The sequence below is a fragment of the Halomicrococcus pelagicus genome, from assembly GCF_050954125.1.
In genome coordinates, this window is the sequence record NZ_JBPBWC010000010.1 from 16,659 (window position 1) to 41,453 (window position 24,795).

23 protein-coding genes and 1 pseudogene are annotated in these 24,795 nt (G+C 68.3%); 9 read left to right on the forward strand and 15 right to left on the reverse strand.

What is annotated here, in order from left to right; genetic code table 11:
* Window positions 1-142: 142 nt before the first annotated feature.
* Entirely contained in the window at window positions 143-3,010 is a 2,868-nt protein-coding gene (locus ACRYA2_RS16775; protein WP_433630603.1) for a DEAD/DEAH box helicase, read from the forward strand.
* A 45-nt stretch (window positions 3,011-3,055) separates the two neighbouring features.
* Here ACRYA2_RS16775 and ACRYA2_RS16780 read toward each other — a convergent pair whose 3' ends face one another.
* Window positions 3,056-4,306: a CBS domain-containing protein gene (locus tag ACRYA2_RS16780; RefSeq protein WP_433630606.1), complete on the reverse strand. Its 1,251-nt coding sequence runs from the start codon at window positions 4,304-4,306 to the stop codon at window positions 3,056-3,058.
* Between the two features lie 274 nt (window positions 4,307-4,580).
* Between ACRYA2_RS16780 and ACRYA2_RS16785 the strand changes: the two genes are divergently transcribed.
* Window positions 4,581-5,606 carry a hypothetical protein gene (locus tag ACRYA2_RS16785; RefSeq protein ID WP_433630609.1) on the forward strand — a complete coding sequence of 342 codons (1,026 nt, stop codon included), beginning with the start codon at window positions 4,581-4,583 and terminating at the stop codon, window positions 5,604-5,606.
* Window positions 5,607-5,711: 105 nt separating this feature from the next.
* On the opposite strand, the gene ACRYA2_RS16790 is transcribed toward ACRYA2_RS16785, so the two are convergent.
* On the reverse strand, window positions 5,712-7,865 hold the full coding sequence (locus ACRYA2_RS16790; RefSeq protein ID WP_433630612.1) for a CDC48 family AAA ATPase: 2,154 nt from the start codon (window positions 7,863-7,865) through the stop codon (window positions 5,712-5,714).
* Window positions 7,866-7,936: 71 nt separating this feature from the next.
* Window positions 7,937-8,296 carry a nuclear transport factor 2 family protein gene (locus ACRYA2_RS16795; RefSeq protein WP_113275999.1) on the reverse strand — a complete coding sequence of 120 codons (360 nt, stop codon included), beginning with the start codon at window positions 8,294-8,296 and terminating at the stop codon, window positions 7,937-7,939.
* A gap of 75 nt (window positions 8,297-8,371) precedes the next feature.
* Between ACRYA2_RS16795 and ACRYA2_RS16800 the strand changes: the two genes are divergently transcribed.
* Window positions 8,372-9,472 (forward strand): pyridoxal phosphate-dependent aminotransferase, encoded by a 1,101-nt coding sequence (locus ACRYA2_RS16800; RefSeq protein ID WP_433630617.1) that lies wholly within the window; start codon window positions 8,372-8,374, stop codon window positions 9,470-9,472.
* 345 nt (window positions 9,473-9,817) lie between these two features.
* A complete protein-coding gene (locus ACRYA2_RS16805) occupies window positions 9,818-10,264 on the forward strand; it encodes a type IV pilin domain-containing protein (protein WP_433630619.1) in 447 nt (148 codons plus the stop codon).
* A gap of 246 nt (window positions 10,265-10,510) precedes the next feature.
* Here ACRYA2_RS16805 and ACRYA2_RS16810 read toward each other — a convergent pair whose 3' ends face one another.
* The 10 genes from ACRYA2_RS16810 to rpl7ae form a co-directional block, all read right to left on the reverse strand.
* Window positions 10,511-10,843, reverse strand: a complete 333-nt coding sequence (locus tag ACRYA2_RS16810; RefSeq protein WP_433630622.1) for a hypothetical protein — start codon at window positions 10,841-10,843, stop codon at window positions 10,511-10,513.
* Window positions 10,840-13,185, reverse strand: coding sequence for a penicillin acylase family protein (locus ACRYA2_RS16815; RefSeq protein ID WP_433630624.1), 2,346 nt, complete (start codon window positions 13,183-13,185; stop codon window positions 10,840-10,842). The genes ACRYA2_RS16810 and ACRYA2_RS16815 overlap by 4 nt, the downstream gene beginning before the upstream one ends.
* 70 nt (window positions 13,186-13,255) lie before the next feature.
* A complete protein-coding gene (locus ACRYA2_RS16820; protein WP_433630627.1) occupies window positions 13,256-14,296 on the reverse strand; it encodes a TSUP family transporter in 1,041 nt (346 codons plus the stop codon).
* A 104-nt stretch (window positions 14,297-14,400) separates the two neighbouring features.
* Window positions 14,401-14,742, reverse strand: coding sequence for a 2Fe-2S iron-sulfur cluster-binding protein (locus ACRYA2_RS16825; RefSeq protein ID WP_433630630.1), 342 nt, complete (start codon window positions 14,740-14,742; stop codon window positions 14,401-14,403).
* Window position 14,743: 1 nt separating this feature from the next.
* On the reverse strand, window positions 14,744-16,156 hold the full coding sequence (locus ACRYA2_RS16830; RefSeq protein ID WP_433630633.1) for a selenium-binding protein SBP56-related protein: 1,413 nt from the start codon (window positions 16,154-16,156) through the stop codon (window positions 14,744-14,746).
* A gap of 191 nt (window positions 16,157-16,347) precedes the next feature.
* Entirely contained in the window at window positions 16,348-16,842 is a 495-nt protein-coding gene (locus tag ACRYA2_RS16835) for a high-potential iron-sulfur protein (protein ID WP_433630636.1), read from the reverse strand.
* A gap of 172 nt (window positions 16,843-17,014) precedes the next feature.
* Window positions 17,015-17,479 (reverse strand): nucleoside-diphosphate kinase, encoded by a 465-nt coding sequence (ndk, locus tag ACRYA2_RS16840; protein ID WP_433630638.1) that lies wholly within the window; start codon window positions 17,477-17,479, stop codon window positions 17,015-17,017.
* A complete protein-coding gene (locus tag ACRYA2_RS16845; protein WP_433630641.1) occupies window positions 17,476-17,670 on the reverse strand; it encodes a 50S ribosomal protein L24e in 195 nt (64 codons plus the stop codon). The genes ndk and ACRYA2_RS16845 overlap by 4 nt, the downstream gene beginning before the upstream one ends.
* Window positions 17,670-17,897: a 30S ribosomal protein S28e gene (locus tag ACRYA2_RS16850; protein ID WP_113275988.1), complete on the reverse strand. Its 228-nt coding sequence runs from the start codon at window positions 17,895-17,897 to the stop codon at window positions 17,670-17,672. The genes ACRYA2_RS16845 and ACRYA2_RS16850 overlap by 1 nt, the downstream gene beginning before the upstream one ends.
* Window positions 17,898-17,908: 11 nt before the next feature.
* Window positions 17,909-18,271 carry a 50S ribosomal protein L7Ae gene (gene rpl7ae, locus ACRYA2_RS16855; RefSeq protein ID WP_113275987.1) on the reverse strand — a complete coding sequence of 121 codons (363 nt, stop codon included), beginning with the start codon at window positions 18,269-18,271 and terminating at the stop codon, window positions 17,909-17,911.
* A gap of 438 nt (window positions 18,272-18,709) precedes the next feature.
* On the opposite strand from rpl7ae, the gene tmcA reads away from it, so the two are divergent.
* From tmcA to sugE, 3 genes are all read left to right on the forward strand, one after another.
* Window positions 18,710-20,971, forward strand: coding sequence for a tRNA(Met) cytidine acetyltransferase TmcA (tmcA, locus tag ACRYA2_RS16860; protein ID WP_433630936.1), 2,262 nt, complete (start codon window positions 18,710-18,712; stop codon window positions 20,969-20,971).
* Window positions 20,972-20,994: 23 nt separating this feature from the next.
* The gene (locus ACRYA2_RS16865) at window positions 20,995-21,153 is read left to right on the forward strand and encodes a DUF8014 family protein (protein WP_433630645.1); all 159 of its coding nucleotides are present in this window, start codon (window positions 20,995-20,997) and stop codon (window positions 21,151-21,153) included.
* 88 nt (window positions 21,154-21,241) lie between these two features.
* Window positions 21,242-21,565: a quaternary ammonium compound efflux SMR transporter SugE gene (gene sugE, locus ACRYA2_RS16870; RefSeq protein ID WP_433630648.1), complete on the forward strand. Its 324-nt coding sequence runs from the start codon at window positions 21,242-21,244 to the stop codon at window positions 21,563-21,565.
* Window positions 21,566-21,625: 60 nt separating this feature from the next.
* On the opposite strand, the gene ACRYA2_RS16875 is transcribed toward sugE, so the two are convergent.
* Together ACRYA2_RS16875 and ACRYA2_RS16880 are read right to left on the reverse strand one after the other, a co-directional pair.
* Window positions 21,626-23,344 carry a glutamate--tRNA ligase gene (locus ACRYA2_RS16875; RefSeq protein WP_433630650.1) on the reverse strand — a complete coding sequence of 573 codons (1,719 nt, stop codon included), beginning with the start codon at window positions 23,342-23,344 and terminating at the stop codon, window positions 21,626-21,628.
* Window positions 23,345-23,462: 118 nt separating this feature from the next.
* The gene (locus tag ACRYA2_RS16880; protein WP_472850130.1) at window positions 23,463-23,978 is read right to left on the reverse strand and encodes a multiprotein bridging factor aMBF1; all 516 of its coding nucleotides are present in this window, start codon (window positions 23,976-23,978) and stop codon (window positions 23,463-23,465) included.
* Here ACRYA2_RS16880 and ACRYA2_RS26665 point away from each other — a divergent pair.
* Window positions 23,929-24,036: pseudogene (locus ACRYA2_RS26665) on the forward strand (DUF8138 family protein); the annotation flags it as partial. The gene ACRYA2_RS16880 and the pseudogene ACRYA2_RS26665 overlap by 50 nt on opposite strands.
* A 309-nt stretch (window positions 24,037-24,345) precedes the next feature.
* Window positions 24,346-24,768, forward strand: coding sequence for a hypothetical protein (locus tag ACRYA2_RS16885; RefSeq protein ID WP_433630656.1), 423 nt, complete (start codon window positions 24,346-24,348; stop codon window positions 24,766-24,768).
* The last annotated feature ends 27 nt before the right edge of the window (window positions 24,769-24,795 follow it).

Consider the following 24,795-nt stretch of genomic DNA (forward strand, 5'->3'; position numbering starts at 1 on the left):
CGATGACAAAATGGCTTCGACGGCCGACCGTCGAGGGTGACCGCGAGCGACCGGCCCGCTCGGACTGGTTCACGAAGTCCCGCGTCTGCCACTGTCTGGCAGGGCAACGCGCTTAATTTCCTCGAACCACTACGAAATCGCGATGACTGACGAGCAGGCCGTGGGATTCGGGGCCTTCGCCGAACTCGGTCCGGAGGTCCGGTCGGCGCTCTCCGAGCGCGGCTTCTCGACGCCCACCGAGCCACAGCGCCGAGCGATTCCGCCGCTGGCCGCGGGTGAGAACGCGCTCGTCATCGCACCGACGGGGACGGGCAAGACCGAGACGGCGATGTTGCCCGTCTTCGACGCCATCGTCGAGCATCGCTCGACGTCCGACGGGGGTGCCGAGGCCAGCCCGCGATTCGGCATCTCCGCGCTGTACGTCACGCCACTACGGGCGCTGAACCGCGACATGCGCGAACGCCTGGAGTGGTGGGGCCAGCACCTCGACCTGGACATCGACGTTCGCCACGGCGACACCACCGACTACCAGCGCCAGAAGCAGGCCAACGACCCCCCGGACGTGCTGGTGACGACGCCCGAGACGCTGCAGGCGATGCTGACGGGGTCGAAACTCCGGACGGCGCTCTCTGACGTCCACCACGTCGTCGTCGACGAGGTGCACGAACTGGCCAGCGCGAAACGCGGGGCGCAACTCTCCATCGGGCTGGAGCGCCTGGTCGAACTCGCCGGGGAGTTCCAGCGCGTCGGCCTCTCGGCGACCGTGGGAGACCCCGGCGAGGTCGGACGATTCCTCACCGGCGACCGCGGCTGCGAGATAGTCGAGGTGGACGTCGGGAGCAAGGTCGACTTCACGGTCCGGGAGCCGGAGATTCGACCCGAGGACGAGGACCTCGCCGGCGAACTGATGACGAGCCCGGAGATAGCGAGCCACGTCCGGGCCATCCGAGAGATAGTGGCGACGAACGACTCGACGCTGATATTCGTCAACACGCGTCAGACGGCGGAGGCGCTGGGGTCGCGGTTCAAGGAACTGGACGCGAACGTCGGCGTCCACCACGGCAGCCTCTCGAAGGAGGCCCGCATCGACGTGGAGGACCGGTTCAAGGCCGGCGACCTCGACGGTCTGCTCTGTACCTCATCGATGGAACTGGGCATCGACGTCGGTCGCATCGACCACGTCGTCCAGTACCAGAGCCCGCGGGAGGTCGCGCGCCTGCTCCAGCGCGTCGGCCGCGCCGGCCACCGCATGGACGAGCTATCGGAGGGGACGATACTCACCGCTCACCCGGACGACGCGCTAGAGGCGATGGCCATCGCCCGGCGCGCCGCCGAGGGGGACGTGGAACCGGCCAACATCCACCACGGAAGCCTCGACACGGTGGCGAACCAGATAGTGGGACTCGTCATGGACTTCGGCGACCTCGACGCGCGCCGGGCGTACGACGTGCTCACGCGGGCCTACCCCTTCCGCGACCTCGACGAGGCGCAGTTCAAGCAGGTGGTGCGCGAACTACAGAGCAACCGCCTCGTCTGGCTGGACGAGGAGGAGGACCGCCTTGAGAAGTCGGGCGGGACCTGGCAGTACTTCTACGCCAACCTGTCGATGATTCCCGACGAGTCGACGTACGAGGTTCACGACGTCGCCTCGGGGTCGCAAGTCGGCACGCTCGACGAGCGGTTCGTCGTCAACTTCGCGGAGCCGGGCGAGGTGTTCATCCAGCGCGGCGAGATGTGGCGCATCGTCGAGATAGACGGCGACGAGGAGCGCGTCGACGTCTCGCCCATCGAGGACCCCGGCGGCGAGATTCCGTCGTGGGTCGGCGAGGAGATTCCGGTCCCCCGCGACGTGGCCCAGGAGGTCGGCGAGATGCGCGCCGTGGCGGGACCGCAGTTCGAACGCGGCGCGCCCCGCGAGGCGGTGGCCCGCGAGTTCGCCAACCGCTACCCGGCCGACGAACGCACCGCCGGCGAGGCGCTCGAACAGCTGGACCGACAGGCCGAGGCCGACGCGCCCGTCCCGACGAGCGAACGCATCGTCGTCGAGCACGCGCCCCGGTCGGTCGTCGTCAACGCCTGCTTCGGCCACAAGGTCAACGAGACGCTCGGTCGGATACTCTCCTCGCTGGTCGGCCAGCGCACGGGGTCGTCGGTCGGGATGGAGGTCGACCCCTACCGCATCGAACTCGACGTGCCGCCCAAACTCGACGCCCGGGCGGTGGTCGAGGAACTGGAGACGACCGACCCGGATCACGTCGGACCGCTCATCGAACTCTCGCTCAAGCGCTCGGACACGCTGAAGTTCACGCTTGCGCAGGTCGCCGCGAAGTTCGGCGCGCTCGACCGCCGGCAGGGCGACCGGCGGATGTCGATGGACCGCCTGCTCGGAGCCCTGGAGGAGACGCCGATGTACGACGAGGCGGTGCGGGAGGTGTTCCACGACGACCTCGCCGTCGAGGCGGCCAGCGACGTGCTCCGGCGGATACGGGCGGGCGACGTCGAGGTGGTCTCGACCGGCGGTCACACGCCGGTCGGGACCGGCGGGCGCTCGTCCGGGCGCGAACTGCTCGCGCCGGAGAACGCCGACGCGAGCGTCATCGAGACGGTCCGCGAGCGCATCCGCGAGGACGAGGTCATCCTCTTCTGCCTGCACTGCCAGGACTACGAGCGCACGACGACGGTCAAGCGCGTCTCCGACCAGCCGACGTGTCCAAACTGCGGGTCGACGCGCGTTGCCGCGCTGAACCCGTGGGCCGACGAGGTGGTGACGGCGGTCCGCGCCGACGAGAAGGACGACGAACAGGAGAAGATGACCGAGCGCGCCTACCGGGCCGCCAGCCTCGTCCAGAGCCACGGCAAGCGGGCAGTCGTCGCCCTCGCGGCCCGCGGCGTCGGCCCGCACAACGCCGCCCGCATCATCGCCAAGTTGCGGGAGGACGAGGACGACTTCTACCGCGACATCCTGGCCCAGGAGCGCGAGTACGCCCGGACGCAGGCGTTCTGGGACTAGCCCTCGCGCGACCCGCTTTCGCGTTCGCCGGCTGGACTTCCGCGTCTACGACGTTTCCGTGGTCGCCCACCACTCGACCAGGTTCACGGTGCGCTCGCGCTCCTGTTCCATCTGGTGGCGCGGCGACGTGCGCTGTTTCTCGTCGAGCACGTTCCGCTCGACTTTCTCTGCGGCGTCCTTGAACGCCGGCCCCGCGCCGTACTCCTCGCCGGTGCCCGAGAACAGCCCTTCGTCGGTGAACAGCCTGATAGTACACCGAACGAGGGGGGTTTCCCGCCTTCGCTCCTTGTGTTTGTGGAACCGCACGTTCGCCTCGAGGAGGTCCATCTCCCGGTACTTGCCGTCGATTCCGTCGATACGGTCGGCGATCTCTTCGCGCGAGAGGACGTCAAGCAGGTCCACGCCGAACACCTGCACGTCGGCCCGCTCCTCCTCGCCGGTCCACGTCAGCGCCTCGAGCAGGTCGGTGATCGTCACGATGCCCACGGGCGTGCCGAACTCCTCGGGAACGACGACCAGCGACGAGTAGTCGTGGTCCTGCATCTTCTCGAAGGCCTCGTCGAGTCCGACGTCGAGCGGAATCGTCTCGCAGGGCGTGCTCATCACGTCGCGGACGGGCAGGTCGGTCATCCGGGCCTGGAATCCCGACCGCTCGCCCCGGCCGCCGTGGGTGCGCTGTTGGCTCTTGGAGACCTCGCCCCCGAAGGAGTCGGTGGCGTTGTTGTTCCCGCCCTGCTCCTTATTCATCTTCCGCGTCGTGAAGTCGACGAGGTCGTAGAGGCTTATCATCCCCACCGCGTCGGTGTCGTCGACGACCGGGAGGCGGGTGAACCTGTGGGTTCGAATCGTGTGAATGACCTCCCCGAGGACGGTGTCGGGGGCGACCGACATCACGTTCTCGGTGTACACGTCCGACACGTCGAGCGCCCCCAGGTTGTCCTGCACCATCGCCAGGAGGTCCTTCGCGTTGACGACGCCGCGCAACACCTCGTCGTCGTCCAGCACCGGGAGCATCTTGACCTGCCCCTCGACCATCAGCCGCGCGGTCTCGCGCACGTCCTCGTCGCGGGTCACCGTCGGCGGATGTCGCACCACCGACTGGACCTTCTCCTGGGGGTCGTGATGCGAACTCACGAGGTCCTTGCGGGTGACGATGCCCGCGAACTTGTCGCTCTCGCCCCAGACGACGATGGCTTTGAGGTTCTGGTCACCGTCGAAGAGTCCCCGAATCTTCCCGAGTCTGGTACCCGGGTTCACGTCCACGTAATCGGTCGTAACCGCGTCATTAATGTCCATAGTCTCCCCACCTACCCCTGCTAGTGGCCTCCCCGGTTTCAACTTTCCTGCCGAACCAGGACCCACGGAGGACCCACGGCCGACCGGCCGCGGACGACGGGCGGTCGTCATCCTCGGTGGCGATGTCCGGCTTGCGGTCGGCCTGCCGGAACCGCGGTCGGCGCTGTCGGTACGGTGACGGACCCGAACGGGGACCGGCGTGTCTACGTGACGTCCCGTTCTCACCGCCGCCCGGAGTAGAAAGCTTATTCCGTTCCAGGGAAATCGTTCGCTCGTGACTCGTCGGAGCGCTTTCAGGAATCTCACCGACCGCGAGCTAACCCGCCGGCAGTTGCTCGCGGGAATCGGCGGCGGCGCGGCGACTGTCGGAGGAGCGAAGGCCGTCGACAACGTCCTTCTCGGGTACGGCGTTCTCGTCGGGACGAATCTCCGCGACCAGAATCTCGGGGCGCTGGCGCGCGAGCGGTTCGGTCCCTCCGCGTTCTCCGTCTCGGTGTCGGGCCACCGGCTCCGTTTCCGGGGCGACGAGATTCGCGTTCGGGACGGCGACGCCTGGCGGTCGCTCCCCCTCTCGGCGTCGCCCGAGGAGGCGGCCGAACTGGACGCAGAACTGGGACTCGACGGCGGTCCGCTCGAGCAACTGGTCCGGGACCTGGGGGCCATCTCGGCCGGCGAGTTCCAGTTCGAGTTCGCCCAGTACGAGGAGTTCTTCGACCGAGTGCGAGACGCGGACGACCGGCCATTCACCGTGCAGGCCGTTCGCGGGAACCGCTTCGCGGACGTCCCTCCCGAGACGGTCGAATCGTTCACGGGGGCGTCACCGAAGCGGCCGGAAGCCGTCATCGAAGGACTCGTCGGCGGGTTCCGCGACCGGACCTCCTACGACGTTCCCCGGTACGTCGCCGGGTCGGTGGAGGACAACGTCATCTTCGGCGCCACCGACCTGCGGAAGTACTTCCAGTCGCCGACGACGTTCGACGCTATCGAGTCGGGCGAGGACTCGGGCATGTTCTGTTACGAGTTCACGTGGCGGTCGGTCGAGGCCCTACACGCGCTTCCCGCCCATCGCCAGCGCACGCCCGTCGTCGGCGCGAAAGTGTTCGACGACCGCCACAAGCACGTCTACACCGGCGTGGCGAGCGTCGTCAGGAGGGATGGCGACCTCGTCGTTCCGATGACGTTCGTCGATTACACGCACACGACGCTGTACGACGACCTCGGCGTCCAGAAACTGCTCGGCGAGGGGCTTCGGGCCTACGACGACCGCCATCGCGCGACGGCGATATACTGGCAGCCGTAGCACGTCGGACGCCCGTCTCGACCCCGACCGACCCTGTTCCGCCGACCGTCGAACGGGTTCCGCGGCCGCTCGGCGGTCGACGACGAAGAAAGCGACCCGTCGGTCCTACAGCGTCGGACGGACGTGGTCGCGGGCTGCGTCGAAGTGACGCTCCTCGACGACGATCTCGTCCGCGTTCCGGTCGGCCTCCGCGACGCCCCAGGCGTCCGCGGCCTCCCGGATGGCGCGCATCGAGGCGTTCCGGACGAGCGCCTCCAGGTCTGCGCCCGTGTACCCCTCCAGTTCGGCGGCGAGTTCGTCCAGGTCGACGTCGTCGGCCAGCGGTTTCTCGTCGGCGTGGACGGCGAGTATCTTGCGGCGGGCCGCCTCGTCCGGGGCGGGCACCTCGACGTGGGACTCCAGGCGACCCGGCCGGAGGAGGGCAGGGTCGAGCGCCTCGCGGCGGTTCGTCGCCGCGAGGACGACGAGGTTCGGGTTGTCCGTGAGGCCGTCGAGTTCCGTCAGCAACTGGGAGACGACGCGCTCCGTCGTCTCGTGGGAATCGCCGCGCTTGGCCGCGATGGCGTCTATCTCGTCGAAGAAGACGATGGCGGGCGAGGCCTGGCGGGCGCGGTCGAACACCTCGCGGACGGCCTTCTCGCTCTCGCCGACGTAGCGGTCGAGCAGTTCCGGTCCGGCGACGTGGATGAAGTTCACGTCGCTCTCGCCGGCCAGCGCCCGCGCGAGTAGCGTCTTGCCGGTCCCCGGCGGGCCGTACAGGAGGACGCCGCTCGGCGGTTCCGTGTGAGTCACCTCGAAGAGGTTCTGGTACGAGAGCGGCCACTCGACCGCCTCGACGAGCGTCTGTTTCGCCTCGTCGAGACCGCCCACGTCGTCGAAGGTGACCGTCGGCGTCTCCGCGACGAACTCCCGCATCGCCGATGGGTCGACCGACGCCATCGCGGCGTTGAAATCGTCGCGGGAGACGGTCACGTCCAGCAGCGCGTCGTCGTCGGCACCGTCGTCTCGCGCGCGGCGGAGCGCCGCCATCGCCGCCTCCGTCACGAGCGCGTGCAGGTCCGCGCCGACGAACCCGTGCGTCGTCGCCGCGAGGCGGTCGAGGTCCACGTCGTCAGCGAGGGGCATCCCGCGAGTGTGAACGTCGAGCACCTCGCGTCGTCCGCCCTCGTCGGGCGCGCCGATCTCTATCTCGCGGTCGAAGCGGCCGCCGCGTCGGAGCGCCGGGTCGATGGCGTCGACGCGGTTCGTCGCGCCGATGACGACCACGTCGCCCCGGGACTCCAGTCCGTCCATCAGCGACAGCATCTGGGCGACGAGGCGGTTCTCCACGTCGCTCTCGTCGTCGCGCTTCCCGCCGAGGCTGTCTATCTCGTCGAAGAAGATGATGGCGGGCGCGTTCTCGGCGGCGTCGTCGAATATCTCGCGCAGGCGCTCCTCGCTCTCGCCCTTGTACTTGCTCATTATCTCCGGGCCCGACACGGAGATGAAGTGGGCGTCGACCTCGTTGGCTACCGCCTTCGCGATGAGGGTCTTGCCGGTCCCCGGCGGGCCGTAGAGCAGGACGCCCTTCGGCGGCTCGATGCCGAGTCGGCGGAATATCTCGGGGTTCGCCAGCGGGAGTTCGATCATCTCCCGGACGCGCCGGAGTTCGTCGTCGAGGCCACCGATGTCCTCGTAGGTCGCGCCGGTCATCTCGCCCGCGTCGTCGCCGACGTCGCCGGTCGCCGCAGTGGGCGTCACCGTCGAGTCGGCGACGCCGGCCAGCGATACCTTCACGTCCGTCTCGCCGGTCACCCGGACCGTGCCGTCGGGGTCGGTCGCCGTGACGGTGAAGAGGCCGGCGTCGCCGAGCCGTTCGATGCGAGCGCGCTCGCCGGGGCTGACGGGTCGGTCGCGAAGTTCGCGTTTGACCGCGACCTCCAGGGTGTCCACGTCGTCGAGCGAGAAGTTCGCCTCGGGCGAGACGGTGACCGACTCGGCGTCCTCGACCGCCATCGGTCGAACGGTCACAGTGTCGCCGATGCTGACGCCCGCGTTCGAGCGCGTCTCGGCGTCTATCTGGATGACGTCGTCCGGGACCGACGCCGCGGCGGGCCACATCTTCACCACCGTTTTCCGGTCGCCCTCGATGGCGAGCGTGTCGCCGCTGAGTACCTCCAGGTGTTGTCGGACGGCGTCGGAGATGCGGGCGATGCCACGCCCGCCGTCGCGTTTCTCCGCGCCCCGGACGGTGAGCGTGACGCTCCGTTCACTACCCATGTCACGTACTCCTCGTCGAACTATCTTCAGGGTTGTCCCGTGGCACCGCCGCGGCTGCGACGGCGAGGCGTTCAGACCGTGTCCCGGTCGGTGTACGTCCAGCGCTTCGCTATCTTCCCGTCGCCGTCGAACCGGTGGAAGTCGGCGAAGCCGAACTCGACGCGGTCGTCGCCCTGGACGCCGCGGAAGGTGCCGCGGACGGCCACCGTGTCGCCGTCGACGGTGAGCGAGTGCACTTCGTGTTCGCCCTCGTCCAGCGGCCGGTCTTCGAGGTAGAACGTGCGGAACTCCGCCATCCCGTCCAGGTCGGCCTGCCCGGGGCGTTCGTAGACGACGTCGTCGGCGAAGAGGTCGAACAGTCGCTCGTACTCCTCGGCGTCCACGCGGTCGTAGTAGTCCCGGACCGCGTCCGGGTCGGCTGTCGGGGCCATACGACGGTCCACGCCGGTGACGCGAGTAGTAGTTTCGGTCGAAAGAAAGACTTTCCCCCGCTCGAAGAGTGGCGTATGGACTACGAGACGCCGCTGTTCTTCCACGTCATGTCCTACGCGACGGAGGCCGACCGCGACGTGGTCGACATGGTGAGCGGGAACCCCGACTGGGGGTCGCCGCCCGGCATCGCGGAGGGACTGCACGAGTACGCCGACCTCGGCGGTGAGGACTTCCAGTATCCGCCGAGCGAAGGACTGGCCGAACTCCGGGCGGAGATAGCCGCCCGGCGCGACGTCGACGCGTCCCAGATCGTCGTGACCAACGGCGGCGGGGAGGCCAACTACCTCGCGATGGCCCGCGCGCTCGAACGAGACGCCGGCGACGAGTTCCTCCTGACCGACCCGGTCTACCCCTACTACCCCGGGAAGACGAAGATGCTCGGCGCGACGGCGCGGTACGTCCCCGTCGCCGACGACGGCACGCTGGACCCCGCGGCGGTGCGCGAACGGGCCAGCGACGACACTGCCGCCATCGTCGTCAACACGCCGAACAACCCGACCGGCGCGGTGTACGACCAGGCGACGATGCGCGAACTCGTGGCCGTCGCGGAGGAGTACGACGCCCTCCTGGTGAGCGACGAGGTGTACGACCACTTCGACTTCTCCGGCGAGTTCACGTCAGCGCTCGCATTCGATTCCGACCACCGCGTCGTCACCACCGCCTACTCGAAGACGTTCGCTATCACCGGCTTCCGCGTCGGGTACGCCGTCTTCCCGCCGGAGCTCGTCGACGTGGCCAAGACCCGGCACATGCTGACCAACGTCGCCACGACGCGGCCCGGCCAGTACGCCGTCCTCAACGCGCTCCACGACACCGACCCCGACTACTACGCCGAGAACCGCAAACTGCTCGAATCCCGCGTGGAGACGTTCACCGACGCCCTCGACGCCGCGGACGCGGAGTACACCTCGCCCGACGGCGCGTTCTACGTCATGGCCCGGTTCGAGGACTACCCGGGGACGCTGTCGAACGTCGAACGACTCGTCGACGAGGCCGGCGTCGCGGGCATGCCCGGCGAGGCGTTCGGAGAGAGCCGCGCCGACTGGTTCCGGTTCGCGCTGGTGACCCCGCGCGTCGAGGAGGCCGCCGCGCGACTGGCCGACTACTTCGACTAGCGCCGCGCCCCGGATGTCGACCGGAACGGCTCGAACGCTCGACTTCCACCGCCCAAACGTATCGGTATAGAATAATAACACTTCGGTTGATTATTTCATAGAACGATGCCATTTAAATACCGGACGTAGCCGCTTCGAGACACTTACCAGAAAATATATTTGTAAAGACACATATTTATTAGGGATTATAGGTAACGGGTGATACACCGCGCCGAAGCCGTGAAAATAACGGAGACCTGCCGGGACCGCATCCCATCTCCCGACACTCGAAACTAGTCGTCGGTACATATAACTTCCCCGACTGGTCTCACCGGCGATAACGCGCGTCCAAGGAGAAACACGACTATGACACTCAAAGAGAAGTTCGAGGCGATAACCGGACGCGACTTCGACCGCGCCGTCAGCCCCGTCATCGGCGTCATCCTGATGGTGGCCATCACGGTCATCCTCGCCGCAGTCATCGGGACGTTCGTGATGGGCATGGGGAGTAACGTAGAGAGTAATGTGAATGCCGGGGCTTCAATCAGCGTCAACAATTCCTCTGATGGAGGAAGTGTCGACGTGACATGGGTCAGTAAGGGTTCCGCAAGCAAACTTAATGTTACAGTTAAGAAAAATGGTGCGGCAGAATCAGATGTGCTCAAGAATGTTGGTGAATCTGTGAAGATTAATGAAACCCAGGGAAGCTTTTCATCTGATACCACCGCTAATAACGTGAAAGTTATTGTTACAGCGGTTGGCGAAGACGGGAAGAAGAAGACCGTCATCAACAACGAAGAGCATACTATCTAACGGCTGACTACGCACTTTTTTGAAATAACGCTGATTCCACGCTATGCAAACCGGACAGCGGTCGCTACGAGTCTGGGAAGATGAACACCGCCGAAAGGGGGAGAGAGTGTCCGATTCGGCTTGGGGTAGGGGTGTGACAACCTGGTGTTCGGCCGGGCGGACGACCCGCCCGTACTCCGACCGACGCGCGGGGGGATAAAAGCTCTCGGCCTTACCCGCGGCGAAAGTGAAAGTGACCGTCGGGGGTCAGTCGAGCGCTCGCGCGAGGCCGCCGACGAGGCTGGCAAGGACGGGGATGGCGACGCTGAGTGCGAGGAGGCGGCCCGTGTCGAGGTAGCGGCCGAGCGAGCCGCTGGCGGCCAGCAGGGCGGCGAACGCCAGCCAGCCGAGGACGCCGAACGCGAGGCCGGCGAGGAGGCCCCGCCGCCAGTTCCGGGTCGGGAGGCTGACGAGTGCACCGCCGACGAGGAACCCGAGGGGGTGGACGGTCGCGAGCGTGAGGCCGACGAACGCGGCGACGGCGTACGCCGACCAGCGCCGCGTCGGGTCCGACCTGACGACGTCGAGTCGCGCGGTCATCTTCGGGCCTCCTCGAAGGCGACCGTCTCCTCGCCGCGCAGTTCGCGGGTCATCGGCTTGTACTCCACGTCGGCCCATGCGCGCAACTGGTCGCGGTAGTGCTCGGAGAAGTAGTCGCCGGAGTTGCCGCCGGGCAGGATGGCGACCGACTCGCCGCCCACGGGGCAGACCATCCGCCAACTGCTCCCGACGGCGGACTCGACGCGGTAGTTGTTCACCGTCTGGCTCGACCCGTCCGTGGGGACGGCGGGGTAGTTGAGGAACGACTGGTCGAAGGGGTGGGTGATGGCTGCGGTGTCGTTGTAGTCGCCGTACGTCTCGTAGCCCGCCTCCTCGACGGTCGTCACGGCGCTCCGGAGCGCGCGCACCATCGCCGCCCGACGGTTCCTGTCGCCGAACCAGCGCCGGCCGTCGAGATGCGCGACCACCCAGTCGCGGGGGTGGTACGCCTCGCCGAGGTCGGCCCGCTCGAACGCCGCCCCGAGCGCCTTCTCCCGGAACGCGTCGAACCAGTGGGCGAACAGGAGCGCGGCACGCGAATCGCGGTTCATCCGGTAGTCCCACCCCGAGAGCGTCTCGACGGTCGACCGGAGACCGTCTGCCCCGTCCGCGGCCCGGACCAGTTCCGGCACGAAGTCCCGGGCGCGCCCGTCCAGCGCGTCGGCCTGCATCTCCTCGACGAACGCGGGCGTCACGGGGCGGTCGGAGTTCGCGCGCTCGTCGAGCAGTTCGTAGATGCGCCGGCCGCGGTAGGGGCTGGCGTACGCCTCCGAGAGGTACGGGTCGTCGGTGACGCGCTGGTTCGCGGTGGCGAGGTACGCCGGGTTCCGGACGTGGGGTTTCTCCTCGAACGGGACGAACCCCTCCCAGGAGGAGACGCCGAACGGCTCGAACCCCCGCCACTCGGCCTCGCCCGCGGAGCCGTCGAAGATGCGGTCGCCTCGGACGCGCTCGCCGTCGACGGTCCGGACGGGGATACGGCCGGTGACGTAGAAGAGGGTCTCGCCGTCCCGGTCGGCGTAGACCAGGTTCTGGGTCGGCAGGTCGAAGTGGCGGGTCGCTGCCATCACGTCCTCGACGCCCTCGCTCGTCGCGTACCGGTGAACGGCCAGCGTCGTCTCGGTGGCAGTGTGACCGGTCCACGCGACGCCGACCTGCTCGCCCTCGCGTTCGAGGTAGGGGCCGTGGACCGTCTTCCGCACCGTCACCTCGCGGTCCTCGCCGTCCGCGACCGCGACGGTCCTGGTGTCGACGTCGAACTCGCGCCACTCGCCACGGTAGCGGTACCGGTCGCCGTCCGTCTCGTACCGGTAGAAGTCGATCACGTCCGCGCCGGTGTTGGTGAACCCCCACGCGCCCGCGTCGTTCTCGCCGATGACGACGAACGGGACGCCGGGGAAGGTGACGCCCCGAACGCCGGCGTCGCCGGCGCGGAGGTTCATCTCGTACCAGACCGGCGGCGCCATCAGCGAGAGGTGGGGGTCGTTGGCGACGATGGGGTTCCCGCTCGCGGTATGTTCGCCGGAGACCACCCAGCTGTTCGAGCCGACGCCGGGGTCGCTCTCGAAGTCCGTCAGCCACTCCACGAGGCCGCTCCCGACGGCGCGGTCCGGCGGCGACTCCCGGGCGGCCGTCCCCGCGTCGCCGCCCTCCCGGACGATGGGCGCGTCGTGGTCGAGACGCACGGGGTAGAGCTCGCGGGCCGCCTCCGCGCCGAGTTTCTCGGCGACCGTCGCGCGCCGGAGCGTCCGGAAGCTCCCCGTAAGCTCCCAGGATATCTGTTTCTCCATCAGCAGCGTGTCGGCCGGCGTCCACGCCGCCGGCTCGTACGACAGTAGCCCGAACTCCAGCGGGAGCGGTTCGTTCTCGACGTAGGCGTTCACGCCGTCGGCGAACGCGCGGACCACCGGGGCAGTGTCGGTGCCCCGGAGGTGTCGCCAGGTCGCCTCGGCCGCGCCCGCGAAGTCCATCTTCACGTGGAACTCGTCGGACTCGAACGCGGCGTCCCCGACGACGGCCGACAGCTGTCCGCGCATCAGCCGCCGCTGGAGGTCGAGCTGGAAGAGCCGGTCCCGCGCCTGGGCGTACCCGACGGCGAAGTACAGCGCGCGCTCGTCGGCAGCGGAGACGTTGGGGACGCCGTGGTCGTCGTACCGCAGCGTCGCCGGCCCATGCGGACTCTCGACGGTCCCCTGCGGACGATCGGTCGCGGACCGCCACGCCGACCCCGACAGCGGCGCGAACCGCCGGAGGTAGCTCCGGACCGGCGAGAGGGCGCTGCCGGTCGCGACGCCCCCGAGTATCGCGCCGACCAGCGCCCGTCGCTTGGTATCGATGTCCATACCTGGACCTGTGGCGATTTCGATGTAAAACCGTTGTCGAACTGCGGGCCAGTTTCGCCGTGTTTCCGACTCACAGGCCCAGACCGGCCGTGAGTCCGAGAACGCCGATGCCGAACGCGTACAGCGGGATGACGTATCGCCACACCGCGTTCGGGACGACGCGGACGAGGTAAGGCGCGCCCACGGCGGCGACGAAGCCTCCCGTGTAGATGGACGGCAGCAGCGTGAGGTCGACGGCGACGCCCTGGGTGGTGAGGACGAAGAACGTGACCACGCCGACCAGTGAGACGACGCTCTCGGCCAGCGAGGCGATGGCGGTCGCGCTCTTCTCGTAGACGCCCGAGAGTATCTGGCCGAGCGTCACCACCGGTCCGAACCCGCCGCCGCCGACGCCCTTGTTGACGCCGGCGAGGAACGCGAAGGCGGCCAGCCGACGCGGCCGATACCGTATCGTCTGCACGGTTCGCGCGCGGACCAGTCCGACCAGCCCCATGAGGAGGACGAGCACGGCCACGTACGTCTCGACGAACGACGCCGGCGGCCTGAGCGCGAAGTAGACGAGGACGATGGACGCGACGCTCGCCAGGCCGCCGACGCCGCCGAGAAGGAGAACTATCTCCATCTCGTCGTTCGGCGGCCGGAGGGAGAACCGGACGTTCTCCAGTTCGTGGTGGACGCCCCCGGAGACGAGGCCGGTCACGCTCTCAGAAATGAGCAGCGTGGCCGTCACCTGCAGCGGGGTGTACCCGAGGACGAACAGGAGCGGGGCCAGCGCCGTCCCGAACCCCATACCGGCCGCCGAGTCCATCAGCTCGAACGCGAAGGCGACGGCGACGACGGTCGGGACCAGCGGAAGTCCCGGCCGGGCGGCGTCGAAGAGCGGCAGCATCGCGGCCAGGCCGACGACGTAGACGACGCCGAGCAGCGCGAGTCGGCGGAGCGTCGACAGTGGTAACCGCATCCGCTCGGTCGTCGTGCGCTCGCGGTCCAGCCGCCGGGCTTCCGAACCCATCTCGACCGGTTCGACGTCGCGGAGCTCCTCTTCGAACTCCGCTATCTCCCGCTCGACGGTCCGGATGCCGCGCTCGAACTCGTCGTCCCTGTCGTCCATGCTGGCTCCCGATGAGCGGAGAACGACGTACCACCCTCGGAAACTTCACGTTTCGGGACGCAACTGACGGCCGCACCGGGACGCGCCGAGGTGCGTCGTCGGACTCACTTCCAGGGGTTCGAGACGAGGTCCCGCTGGACGTCCACGCCGACCTCTATCGAGCAGTCGGTCCGCGGTTCCGCGATACAGAGCAGGACGTAGCCCGCCTCGCGGTGGCGGTCCTTCAGCGCTCGGGGCTCGCGGGCGTGGTCGAGTTCGCCGGCCAGCCGTCGCCCGGTGCAGGTTCCACACGCCCCGGTTCGACAGCCGAAGGGGAGCGCGACCCCGACGCTCTCTGCCGCCGCCAGCACCGACTCGTCGGCGCGGGCGCGGATCGCTCGCTCGCGTCCGTCGCGCCAGACGAGTTCGACGCGGTGGGTCGGCGTCGCGTCGCTCCCCGTCGCCATCTCACTGCCAGACGTCGCTGGTGCAGTCGCCGTCCGGCCAGCGTATCTCGTGCGCCCGGGCCGGCCCGTTCGGCATCTCGCCGAAGTCCACCAGGAAGTCCTCGTCCAGTTCCATCGTTCCCTTGCGCGGGTCGACGTCGGCTTTCAGCATCACCGAACCGAGTTCGCCTTCCTCTGGGAAGAACTGGTTGTCCCACGTCGAGAACAGCGACGTGGTCCAGTACAGCCGCTCGCCGTCGATGCTGAGTTGGAGCATCTGCGGGCCGGCGACCACGGGCCGGTCGTCCTCGCCGGTCGGGTGCCGCGGTCCGAAGAGGCCACCTGCCCAGAGCCGGTCTGCCAGCCGTGGGTTCGCGGGGTCGCTCACGTCGTACATCCGGACGTCGCCGTGCAGCCAGTCCGAGAAGAACAGGTAGCGGTCGTCCATCGAGACGACCAGGTCCGTGATGAGACCGGGGACCGGCATGTCCCAGTCCTCGTGCTCGCGGCTCTCGACGTCGATGGCCTTCTCGGCGTGCCATTCCCCGTCGTCCTCGTAGAAGTGGAAGATGTTCGACGACAGCGCCGCGCCGACGTAGCCGTGGACGGACTCGGGACTGTGAAGGAACCGGACCTCCAACGGGATGAGGCCCTCCTCGCCGAGGTCGATGGACTGCTCGACGGTTCCGTTCTCCCAGTCCCAGATGTGGATGCTGCGACCGTATTTGCCCTTCTCGACGTCCTCCAGGTCGAATCCGGGGTAGTAGGTCTTCGGCGCGGCCCACTCGCTCGACACCATCACGTTGTGGCGCGGCTGGTACCAGTAGTCGTAGTTCATCTCTATCTCCCCCGGCGGGTCCCACCGGCCCTCTATCTCGAAGTCGTCGTTCAGTTCGAGGAAGCCGCCTGGCAGGTCGCCGTCCGCGTCACCCAGCATCGAGATGAGTATCTCACCGTCCGGGATGCAGTGGACCGTGTGCGGCGCGCTCAGGTCGTACTCGTACACCTCCTCGGGTTCGATGACCTTCACTATCTCCGGGTTCCGTCGGTCCTTCGTGTCGATGATGTGGAGTCGCGACGACCGCTGGCCCGGAACGACGAGGTGGCGTCGCTCCAAGCCCTCGACGTGACAGGACGACGAGCAGGCGTTCCAGCCGAAGTGGTGGAGTTCGTCGCCCCGGTTCGGCATCTCCACGCGGTCGACGACCTCACAGTACGTGTCCGAGTCCGGGTCCACGTCCACGACGGACAGGAAGTCCGGCGCGTCCACGTCGGTACCCACGTACAGCGACGGCACGTAGGCGACGCGCTCGCGCTCGGACTGCTCGATGGCGGCCTGCGGCGTGGCGTACCCCGGCCCCTCGACGTCGTGGTGGTGTTCGTGGTCTTCGTGCGCCGCTGCGCCGCTCTCTCCGGGTGATTCGGTGTCGCTCATTTTCTCTCCCCCGACTGGGGTACGCCGCCGGTCAGGATGACCGGGAACGTATCGGCAATAATTGCCGGAAGTTTGCGGAGGATGTCGGTCGGCTCGGAACGACCGAGAGGCACAGTCCGTCCGGCCCCGCCGGGCGCGACACCGTCGGCGTCGCGCCGGTCGACCCGTGGGACCGAACGCCGAATCGGCGACTACTCGGCTTCCGTCCCTTCGGAGCCTCGCTCGCTCTCGACCGCTTCGTCGATGGTCTGCTGGTCTGCCGCGTCGCGCGGGCGGAACTCCCCGCGGTCGAGGTCCGCGCCGGTCGGGTCGAACTGCTCGAACGCCCAGGCGAACGCGGGTTCGCCCTCGGGCGGGAGCCAGAGCTTGCACCATCCGCGCGGGTGGATGTGCTCGCCGCCGAACCGGTCTTCCTTCCGTCCGACGACGTGGCACTTGCCGGCCTTGCCGGGCGCACCCTCCTCCCAGAAGCGACAGCGCCCGCAGGTGTTCACCCACATGGTGGGCGGAAACGGCGACTGCGGCAGGTAGCCGGCCTCCTCTTTCCCGAACTTCTCGCCGTGCCGGTCGTGGGCGCGGTGATGTATCTCTTCGGCGATCTCCGCCAGGCCGTCCTCGCCGTCCCTGAGGTACGCGAGCAGGACTCGTCCGGCGTGTGACGGCCACGAAACGTCCTCGTCCCCCATGGAACCCGCTTTCCACGCCGAGGCGCAAATGGTTGGTGGCACCACGTCCGGCTCCAGTTCGTCTATTCCGCCGGCTCGCTCTCTCCGGGGTCCCTACGCGGAGCACCGCGGATAATCGGCGACGTACTCGCTCTTCGCGGACGTGATCGGTCGGAAAATTGCGGTAACGGCGTTACTCGTACAGCCACTGCTCGTCGACGCGCTCGTAGTCGACCAGTTCGTCCTCGTCGAAGAACAGGTCGATCTCGCGCTCGTTCGCGCCGGGGTCCTCGTGGTCCGAGCCGTGGATGACGTTGCGACCGAGGTCCAGGCCGTAGTCGCCCCGGATGGTGCCGGGAGCGGACTCGGCGGGGTCGGTCTCGCCCATCATCTTGCGGACCTGGCGGGTCGCGTCCTGGCCCTCCCAGACCATGGCGAAGACGGGACCGGACGTGATGAACTCGACGAGTCCCTCGAAGAACGGCTTGCCCTCGTGCTCGCCGTAGTGCTCCTGGGCGAGGTTTTCGTCGATCTGCATGAACTTCCCGGCGACCATCTTCAGGCCGCGGTCCTCCAGCCGGGAGACGACCTCACCGATGAGACCGCGCTGGACGCCGTCGGGCTTGACCATCACGAACGTGCGCTCGGCCTCACTCATTCCTGCGTGGCCTCCTCGGGCGGCTCTTCTTCGGTCCACTCGAGGTCGCGCGGTTCGCGTCCAAGGTCCGCGTTCTTCTCGCACTTCGACGAACAGTAGTGGATAGTCGTTCCGTCCGTGCGAACGAACATCGTGCCCGTACCGGGCTCGATGTCCTGGCCGCAGTAGTCACACTCTCGCGTCTGTGGCATTATTGTCCTCCGATGGAGTCGGCTTCGCGTGCGGTCTCGCGCAGCTGTAGCACGTCGCCCTCTCGGACGGGACCGAGACAGTTGCGCGTGATGATGCGCCCCTGATTCTCGCCCTCGCGGATGCGGCACTTGACCTGCATGGCCTCGCCGTGCATCCCCGTCTTGCCGACGATTTCGATAACTTCGGCGGGCGTGGAGTCTTCCTCTTGTGTCTCTTCAGCGCTCATCCTCTATCACCTCAGCGGAGTTCCTCGACCTTGTCGGCGACGTCGTCGACGTCCTCGCTCGCATCGCCGGCGTCGACGATGGCGGCGGCGGCGCTGCCGACTTCCAGACCGGCGGCGTGACCCACGTCGTCCTGCGTGTCGACGAAGACGAACGGGATGCCCTTCTCGTCGGCGAGCTCGGGCAGATGCATCACGATCTCCTCGGGCTGGACGTCCTCGGCGATGTAGACGAGGTCGGCGTTGCCGCGCTCGACCGCCTTGGTCGTCTCGTTGGTTCCTTTCTTGACGGTTCCTGTGTCTCGGGCGACCTCCAGCGCATCGAGCGCGCTGTCCTGGAGGTCGGCTGGGACGTCGAAGTTTACGTAAACTGGCATGGTTGTTCACCTCCCCACGCGTCGGCTCAGGCTCCCCTGCCGTTCGAGTCCTGTGCGGCTAGGAGCATCATCAACCGCGCGCAGGTCGTACCCATCTGTAGATGGTTCCCCCATAAAAGAGCTTCCAAACGAGCGACGGACTGCGACTCGCTTACACACCCTCGGTTCCGGGTAGATTACCTCCATCGCCCAGCGAGGAGAGCGTGTCAGCCCGGTACGGTCGTGGAGGAGGAAGAGGAGACCGACCGCCGTGCGATTTCGAAACCGGTCGTCACGTGGCCGCCGCTACCTGCACCGGGATCCCGGCGATCGCAAGCGGGCCGAGGGTTCGGCATCGACGAGCGCGAAGCGTCGTCGCAGGCGGAGCTTCGAGGGACGGCGTTCCGGCGAGGCGGTCGAACGGAAAGGCCCTTGCCCTGTTCCGGCCAACTCCCCGACATGGACGTGGAGGAACTGGCGGCCGCGCTCGCCGCGGAAGCCCGGCGGGCGAACGAGCGCCGGCTGCTCGTACTGGCGGGCGACCGCGCGGCGACCGTCGACGCGGCGCGGCGCGCGCTCGACGCCGCCGGCATTTCCCGCGAGGCGACGACGCAGGTCGCTCCCGAGCGCGCGCTCGACTGCGAGCGCGTCGGCCAGCACCGCGCCGCCGAACTTCTCGGAACCACGCGTGCGGCGGTCGTCTTCGACGCTCACGACGAACTCCACCCGAACGCCGTCGGTCGCGTCGTCGGCGCGGTCGACGGCGGCGGCCTCTTCCTGTTGCTCGCGCCCGCCCTCGGCGCGTGGCCCGACCGCCGCGACGAGTTCGACGCCTCGCTCGCCGTCCCGCCGTTCGAGACGAGCGACGTGACGGGACGCTTCCGCGAGCGCTTCGTCGCCACGCTCCGGACGCGACCCGGCGTCGCCGTCGTCGACGTTGACGCCGGAACCGTCGAGCGCGACGGCCTGACCGACCCCGCGCCGCGACTCGCCCGGCGGGAGGCGTCGATTCCCGCGGACCGCCAGTTCCCCCGGGCGGCGTACGAGGCCTGCCGCACCGGCGACCAGGTCGCGGCGGTTCGCGCGCTCGAAGCCCTCCGCGAGACGACGGCCTCCCCCGCCGCCGTCGTGGTGGAAGCGGACCGCGGCCGCGGCAAGTCCAGCGCGGCGGGCATCGCCGCCGGGGCGCTCGCCGTCGAGGGAAGCGACGTGCTCATCACCGCGCCGGAGTACCGGAGCGCTCGCGAGGCGTTCGTCCGCTCCGCCGCGCTGCTCGACTCGCTCGGCGAGCTGACGGGGACCGACGGCGACCCGCCGAGACGCGTCGCGAGCGAGGACGGGAGCGTCCGGTTCGCGACGCCGACCGCCGCCGCCGACGCCGTCGACGCGGCCGACGAGGCGGGACCCGACGCTGTGCTGGTGGACGAAGCGGCCGCCCTCCCGGTCCACCTGCTCGAACGCTTCCTCGGCTGCCCCCGCGTCGCGTTCACGACGACGGTCCACGGGTACGAGGGCGCAGGCCGGGGCTTCTCCGTCCGGTTCCGCGACCGCCTCGACGGGAGCGACCACGACGTGAGCGAGGTGAGCATGGTCGAACCCATCCGGTACGCCGCGGGCGACCCCGTGGAGGTCTGGGCGTTCGACGCGCTGGCGCTCGACGCGCGACCCGCCGTGGACCCCCTCGTCGCCGACGCCGACCCGGCGGGAACTGAGTACCGCGCGCTCGCCCCGGCCGACCTGCTCGCCGACGAGCACCTGCTCCGGGAGGTGTTCGGTCTGCTCGTGCTCGCACACTACCGGACCGAGCCCGCGGACCTCGCGCGCCTGCTCGACGCGCCGAACGTCGCGGTCCGGGCGCTCTGCCGGGACGGCCACGTCGTCAGCATCGCGCTGCTGGCGCGGGAGGGCAACCTCCCCGCGAGCGTGCGCGAACACATTTACGAGGGCGGTCGCGTTCGGGGGAACATGCTCCCCGACGTGCTCACCAGCCAGTTGCGCGACAGGGACGCCGGGTGGCCGGAGGGCCTGCGGGTGATGCGCATCGCCACCCACCACGCAGTCCGGTCCCGGGGCCTCGGCTCGCGCCTGCTCGCCGAGATTCGCGCCGAGTTCGCCGGGGAGGTGGACTGGCTCGGCACCGGGTTCGGCGCGACCCCCGAACTCCTCGGGTTCTGGCGGGAGAACGGCTACCGGGCCGTCCAGCTCTCGACCACCCGGAACGACGCCAGCGGGGAGCACTCGGCGCTGTTGCTCGACCCCACGAGCGACGCGGGACGCGACCTGCACGACCGTACCGCCCGGCGGTTCGTCGGGCGCATCGCCGCGGTGCTGTCGGACGCCCTCTCGGACCTCGACCCCGACGTCACCCGCGCGACGCTCCGGGCCGTCGACGCGCCGGTCGCGCTCGACTGCACCGACTGGGAGTGGCGGATGGTCGCCGCCAGCGCGTACGGCCCCGGACAGTTCGACCAGGACCCCGCACCGTTCCGACGGCTGGCCGTGAAACATCTCGTCGAGTCCGACTGCGACCTCTCGCCGCGCCAGGAGCGCCTGCTCGTCCGGAAGGTGCTCCAGGCCCGCGGCTGGCCGCGGGTCGCGGACGAACTCGGCTTCCACTCCGCCGGCCAGGCGATGCGCGCGCTCGGCGAGGCCTTCCGACCGCTCGTGGACCGGTACGGCACCGATGCGGCCCGCGAGGAGCGAGAGCGGTACACCGATTAGGAACGGGGACGTGGTCCCGGGCGATGGAGTGCGCCGAAGACGACTGCGACGGCGAGGCGGCGGTCCGGTTGCACGTCCCGTGGGACGCGAACCGGGAGGTCTGTGCGAGCCACGCCCGCGTCCTCGCCAGGCAGGACGGCGTGGTCGCCGAACCGCTGGCGGACGCCGAGGAGTGGCGGTGACGACGAGACGCGTCCGCGGAGGTCTCCCGGCGGTAGCCGGCGGTACAGAACGGAAGGTATAGTCGTCCGGTCCGACTACACCGGACCGATGTCATGGTACGTCCTGGTGGTCGCGGGCGCGTTCGAGATAGCGTGGGCGGTCGGCCTCGAGTACTCCGACGGGCTGTCGAAACCCCTTCCGACGGCCGGCACCGTCGTCGCGCTCGTCGTCAGCATGCTGTTGCTGGCGAAGGCGGTCGAGACCCTGCCCGTCGGCACCGCCTACGCCGTCTGGACGGGTATCGGAGCCGTCGGCACCGCCTCGCTCGGCATCGTCCTCTTCGACGAACCGGCGGAACTGACTCGCGTCTTCTTCATCGGCGTCGTCGTCGTCGGCATCGTCGGCCTCCACCTCTCCTCGGGCGGCCACTGAGCGCCTCGACGTGACGCGGGTGACGAGTTCGGAGAAAACGGCGTCCGTTGGTCCGTGCGCCTACTCGTGGGCGAAGTACGCGATGGACTCGCCGCTCTCGTGTCTGTCGACGCGCGCGAAGCCGACGCGCTCGAACTGGACGACCTCGTCGGGGTCTCTCTCCGCGAATCCGGGTTCGGCGTGACCGTGCACGTCGCCGTCCATCGTTCGCAGGCGGACGGGGACGTTCACGTCGGCCGACACCCAGTGGACGACGGGGACGTTCTCCTCGCGGACCGCGTCGATGTCGTCGCCGGTGTACTGGAGGGCGTCGCGGGTGTGTCGGAAGCAGCCGAGTCCCTTCAGCCAGACGCGGTCGTCGTGGTCCGGCACGTCGCCGGGCTCGATCAACACGGCTTCGCCGGCGGAAACGTGTCGGGTGCCGCGGTCCTCGTGGTCGGGGTGGACCGCCGGCTCCGCGGCCTCCGGGTGGTCGCCGACGAGCGGGTACTCGACGCCGTCGCGCACGAAGAAGCAGCGCTGGGCCTCGTCGTCGACGAGTTCGCGGTTGTTGGCGTAGACGGAACTCATCGCGAGGTCGACGTTGCTCGTCGACGTGCCGAGCTCTATCATCGACTCCGTGACGGCCTCGCCCCTGATTCCCCGTCGCTGCAAGCTCAGCAGCGTCGGCGCGCGCGGGTCGTCCCAGCCGTCGAGTTCGCCCTTCTCGATGAGTTCCTTGATGGTCGAGGTTGACATCTTCACGTCGTACTCGTCGACCTGGACGTGGCCCCAGTGGATGACCTCGGGGTACTCCCAGTCGAAGTAGTCGTAGACGAACCGCTGGCGCTTCGCGGAGTCCTGGAGGTCGATGCCGCGGATGATGTGGGTGACGCCGGTCAGGTGGTCGTCGACGCCCGACTGGAAGTCGAGCATAGGCCAGCACCGGTAGTCGGCGGCCTCCTCGCGCGGGTGCGGCGTGTCTATCATCCGGAACGCCACCCAGTCGCGGAGTGCGGGGTTCTTGTGCTCGATGTCGGTCTTCACCCGGAGCACCATCTCGCCCGAGTCGTACTCGCCGGCGACCATGTCCTCGAACTCCGCCAGCGTCGTCTCGGGGTCCTTGTCGCGGTGCGGGCACGGCTCCGCGCTGTTTTTCAGCTCCGAGAACGCCTCGCCGGAACAGGAGCAGGTGTACGCCCCGTCCTTTTCGATGAGCCGTCGGGCGTGCTCGTAGTACGTGTCGAGGCGGTCGCTCGCCTTGATGACCTCGGCGGGGTCGAAGCCCAGATACTCGACCTCCTCGACGATCTCGTCGTACACCCAGGGCAGGGGGCGTTTGGTCTCCGGGTCGGTGTCGTCGAACCGGACGATGAACTTGCCGTCGTACTCCTCGGCGTACGTGCCGATGACGGCGGGCATCCGGCCGTGACCGATGTGCCACGGACCGTTCGGGTTCGGCGCACAGCGCATCCGAATCTCGTCGTACTCGTCGACGTTCGGGAGGTCGGGGAGCACGCGGTCGTCGCCCTCGTCCTCGCGCTCGAGTTCCTCGACGAGTTCCGGGTCGAGTTCGCCGAGTAGTTCCCGCCGCTCCTCGCGGTCGAGACGGTTGATTTCGGCGACCGCCTTCCCCGCGACGCCCGGCACCTCGTCGCCGTGCTCGCGGAACTCGGGGTTCTCGCCCATCAGCGACCCCATGATTGCGCCGACCTCGGCGTCGCTTTCGTGTTTCAACGCGTTGAACAGCGCGTGCTTTTTGGCCTCCTTCTCGACTCTCTCACGCAGGTCCTCGTCCATTGGGGGAGCGTTCGGTCGGCGCGTCTAAACTGGTTGGGATTTCCGACGACGTGGACGGTCGTGGCCGACGCTCCGCGCGTTCCGTCGAAAGCGAATCGAATCGCGGGCCGGGGACGTCTCAGTCCTTGCGCTTCACGACGTCACCGAGCGTGGTGCCGCCGGTCGAACTTCCGCCGCTCCACTCCTCGTCCCCGCCGGAGCCGCCGGCGGAGAGGCTGATGTCGAGCTCCCGTTCGAGTTTCGTCTGCACGTCGTCGCTCGGCAGGACGTCGCCGCGTTCGAGCTTCCGGATGAGACTGGCCTTCTCGTTGAGCTCCTTCGCCAGGTCCTCCTGGCTCAGTCCCGTCGACTCGCGGGCGTTCCGGATGCGGTCGTCGTAGTCCTGGGCGAGTTCGTCCATGTCGTCGAACATGTCCGAACGCCGCGTCCGGGAGCTACCGCCGCCTCCCGAACTCGAACTACCGCTGGTGCTGGACGTGCTCGACGACGACGACGACGTCGAGTATTTCGTCGACGTCGACGAGGTATCCTGAGTCTGGACCTCGGTACCGAAGTCCGCGCAGTTGTCGCAGACGTCGAGTTCCGCGCCCTCGACCTTGACGGTCTTCGGCGACGACGTCTCGGCACCGCACATCTCGCACTGTACCATGTGTTACGGTTTACCGCCTCTACTGATAAATGGCACGCCGTGATGTGCCGGCCAGGGACGGTCGGTGACGAGACCGTCGAAGTCGGCGCGGGCGGGCCGCGAGCGTCTTGTCGACCGGATTTTCGATGTCGTCGAGCGCCGTCTCGACCGCTCCCGTCGTTCTCCTCCACGTCGGTTCGTCGTCACTCCCCCGGACCGGGGCTACGACCGCGCTACGCCGGGTACTCCCGAAGCTGTCGGTGTCACGCGCGGAACCTGTACCTTTTTGGCCGAGCTGTTAGTAGGACTCTAACAACAGTCCACCGATGACCGAACGCAGAATCACGACGTCGGGAGTACGGGAGGAACGGACGTGCTAGACCGTCTGTTCGAGAACGTCACGGAGCACAGTCGCGTCGTCGTCGCCAGCTTGCTGGTGCTGACCGTCCTGGTCGGTGCCGGCGCGCCGATGGTCGAGCAGTCCTCCTCGCTGGAGCAGTTCCAGAGCGACAGCGAGGCGGCGAAGAAACTCGACTACATCGAGTCGAACTTCACGACGGGCCGCGAGAACACGACGACGGTACAGGTCATCGTCCGCGGGGACGACGTCCTCTCGAAGGGAACGCTGGTGGACACGCTCGAACTCCAGCAGCGCCTGCGCGAGAACGAGACGGTCGGACCGACGCTCGCCAACGAGACGCCGACCTCGGGCATCGCAAACGTCGTCGCCACCGTCGCCATCCAGCGGGAGCAGGGCGCGAAGCTTCGCGCGCAGGCGACCGAAATTCAGCGGTGAAGCGACCGACTCAACCGGACGGCGGCG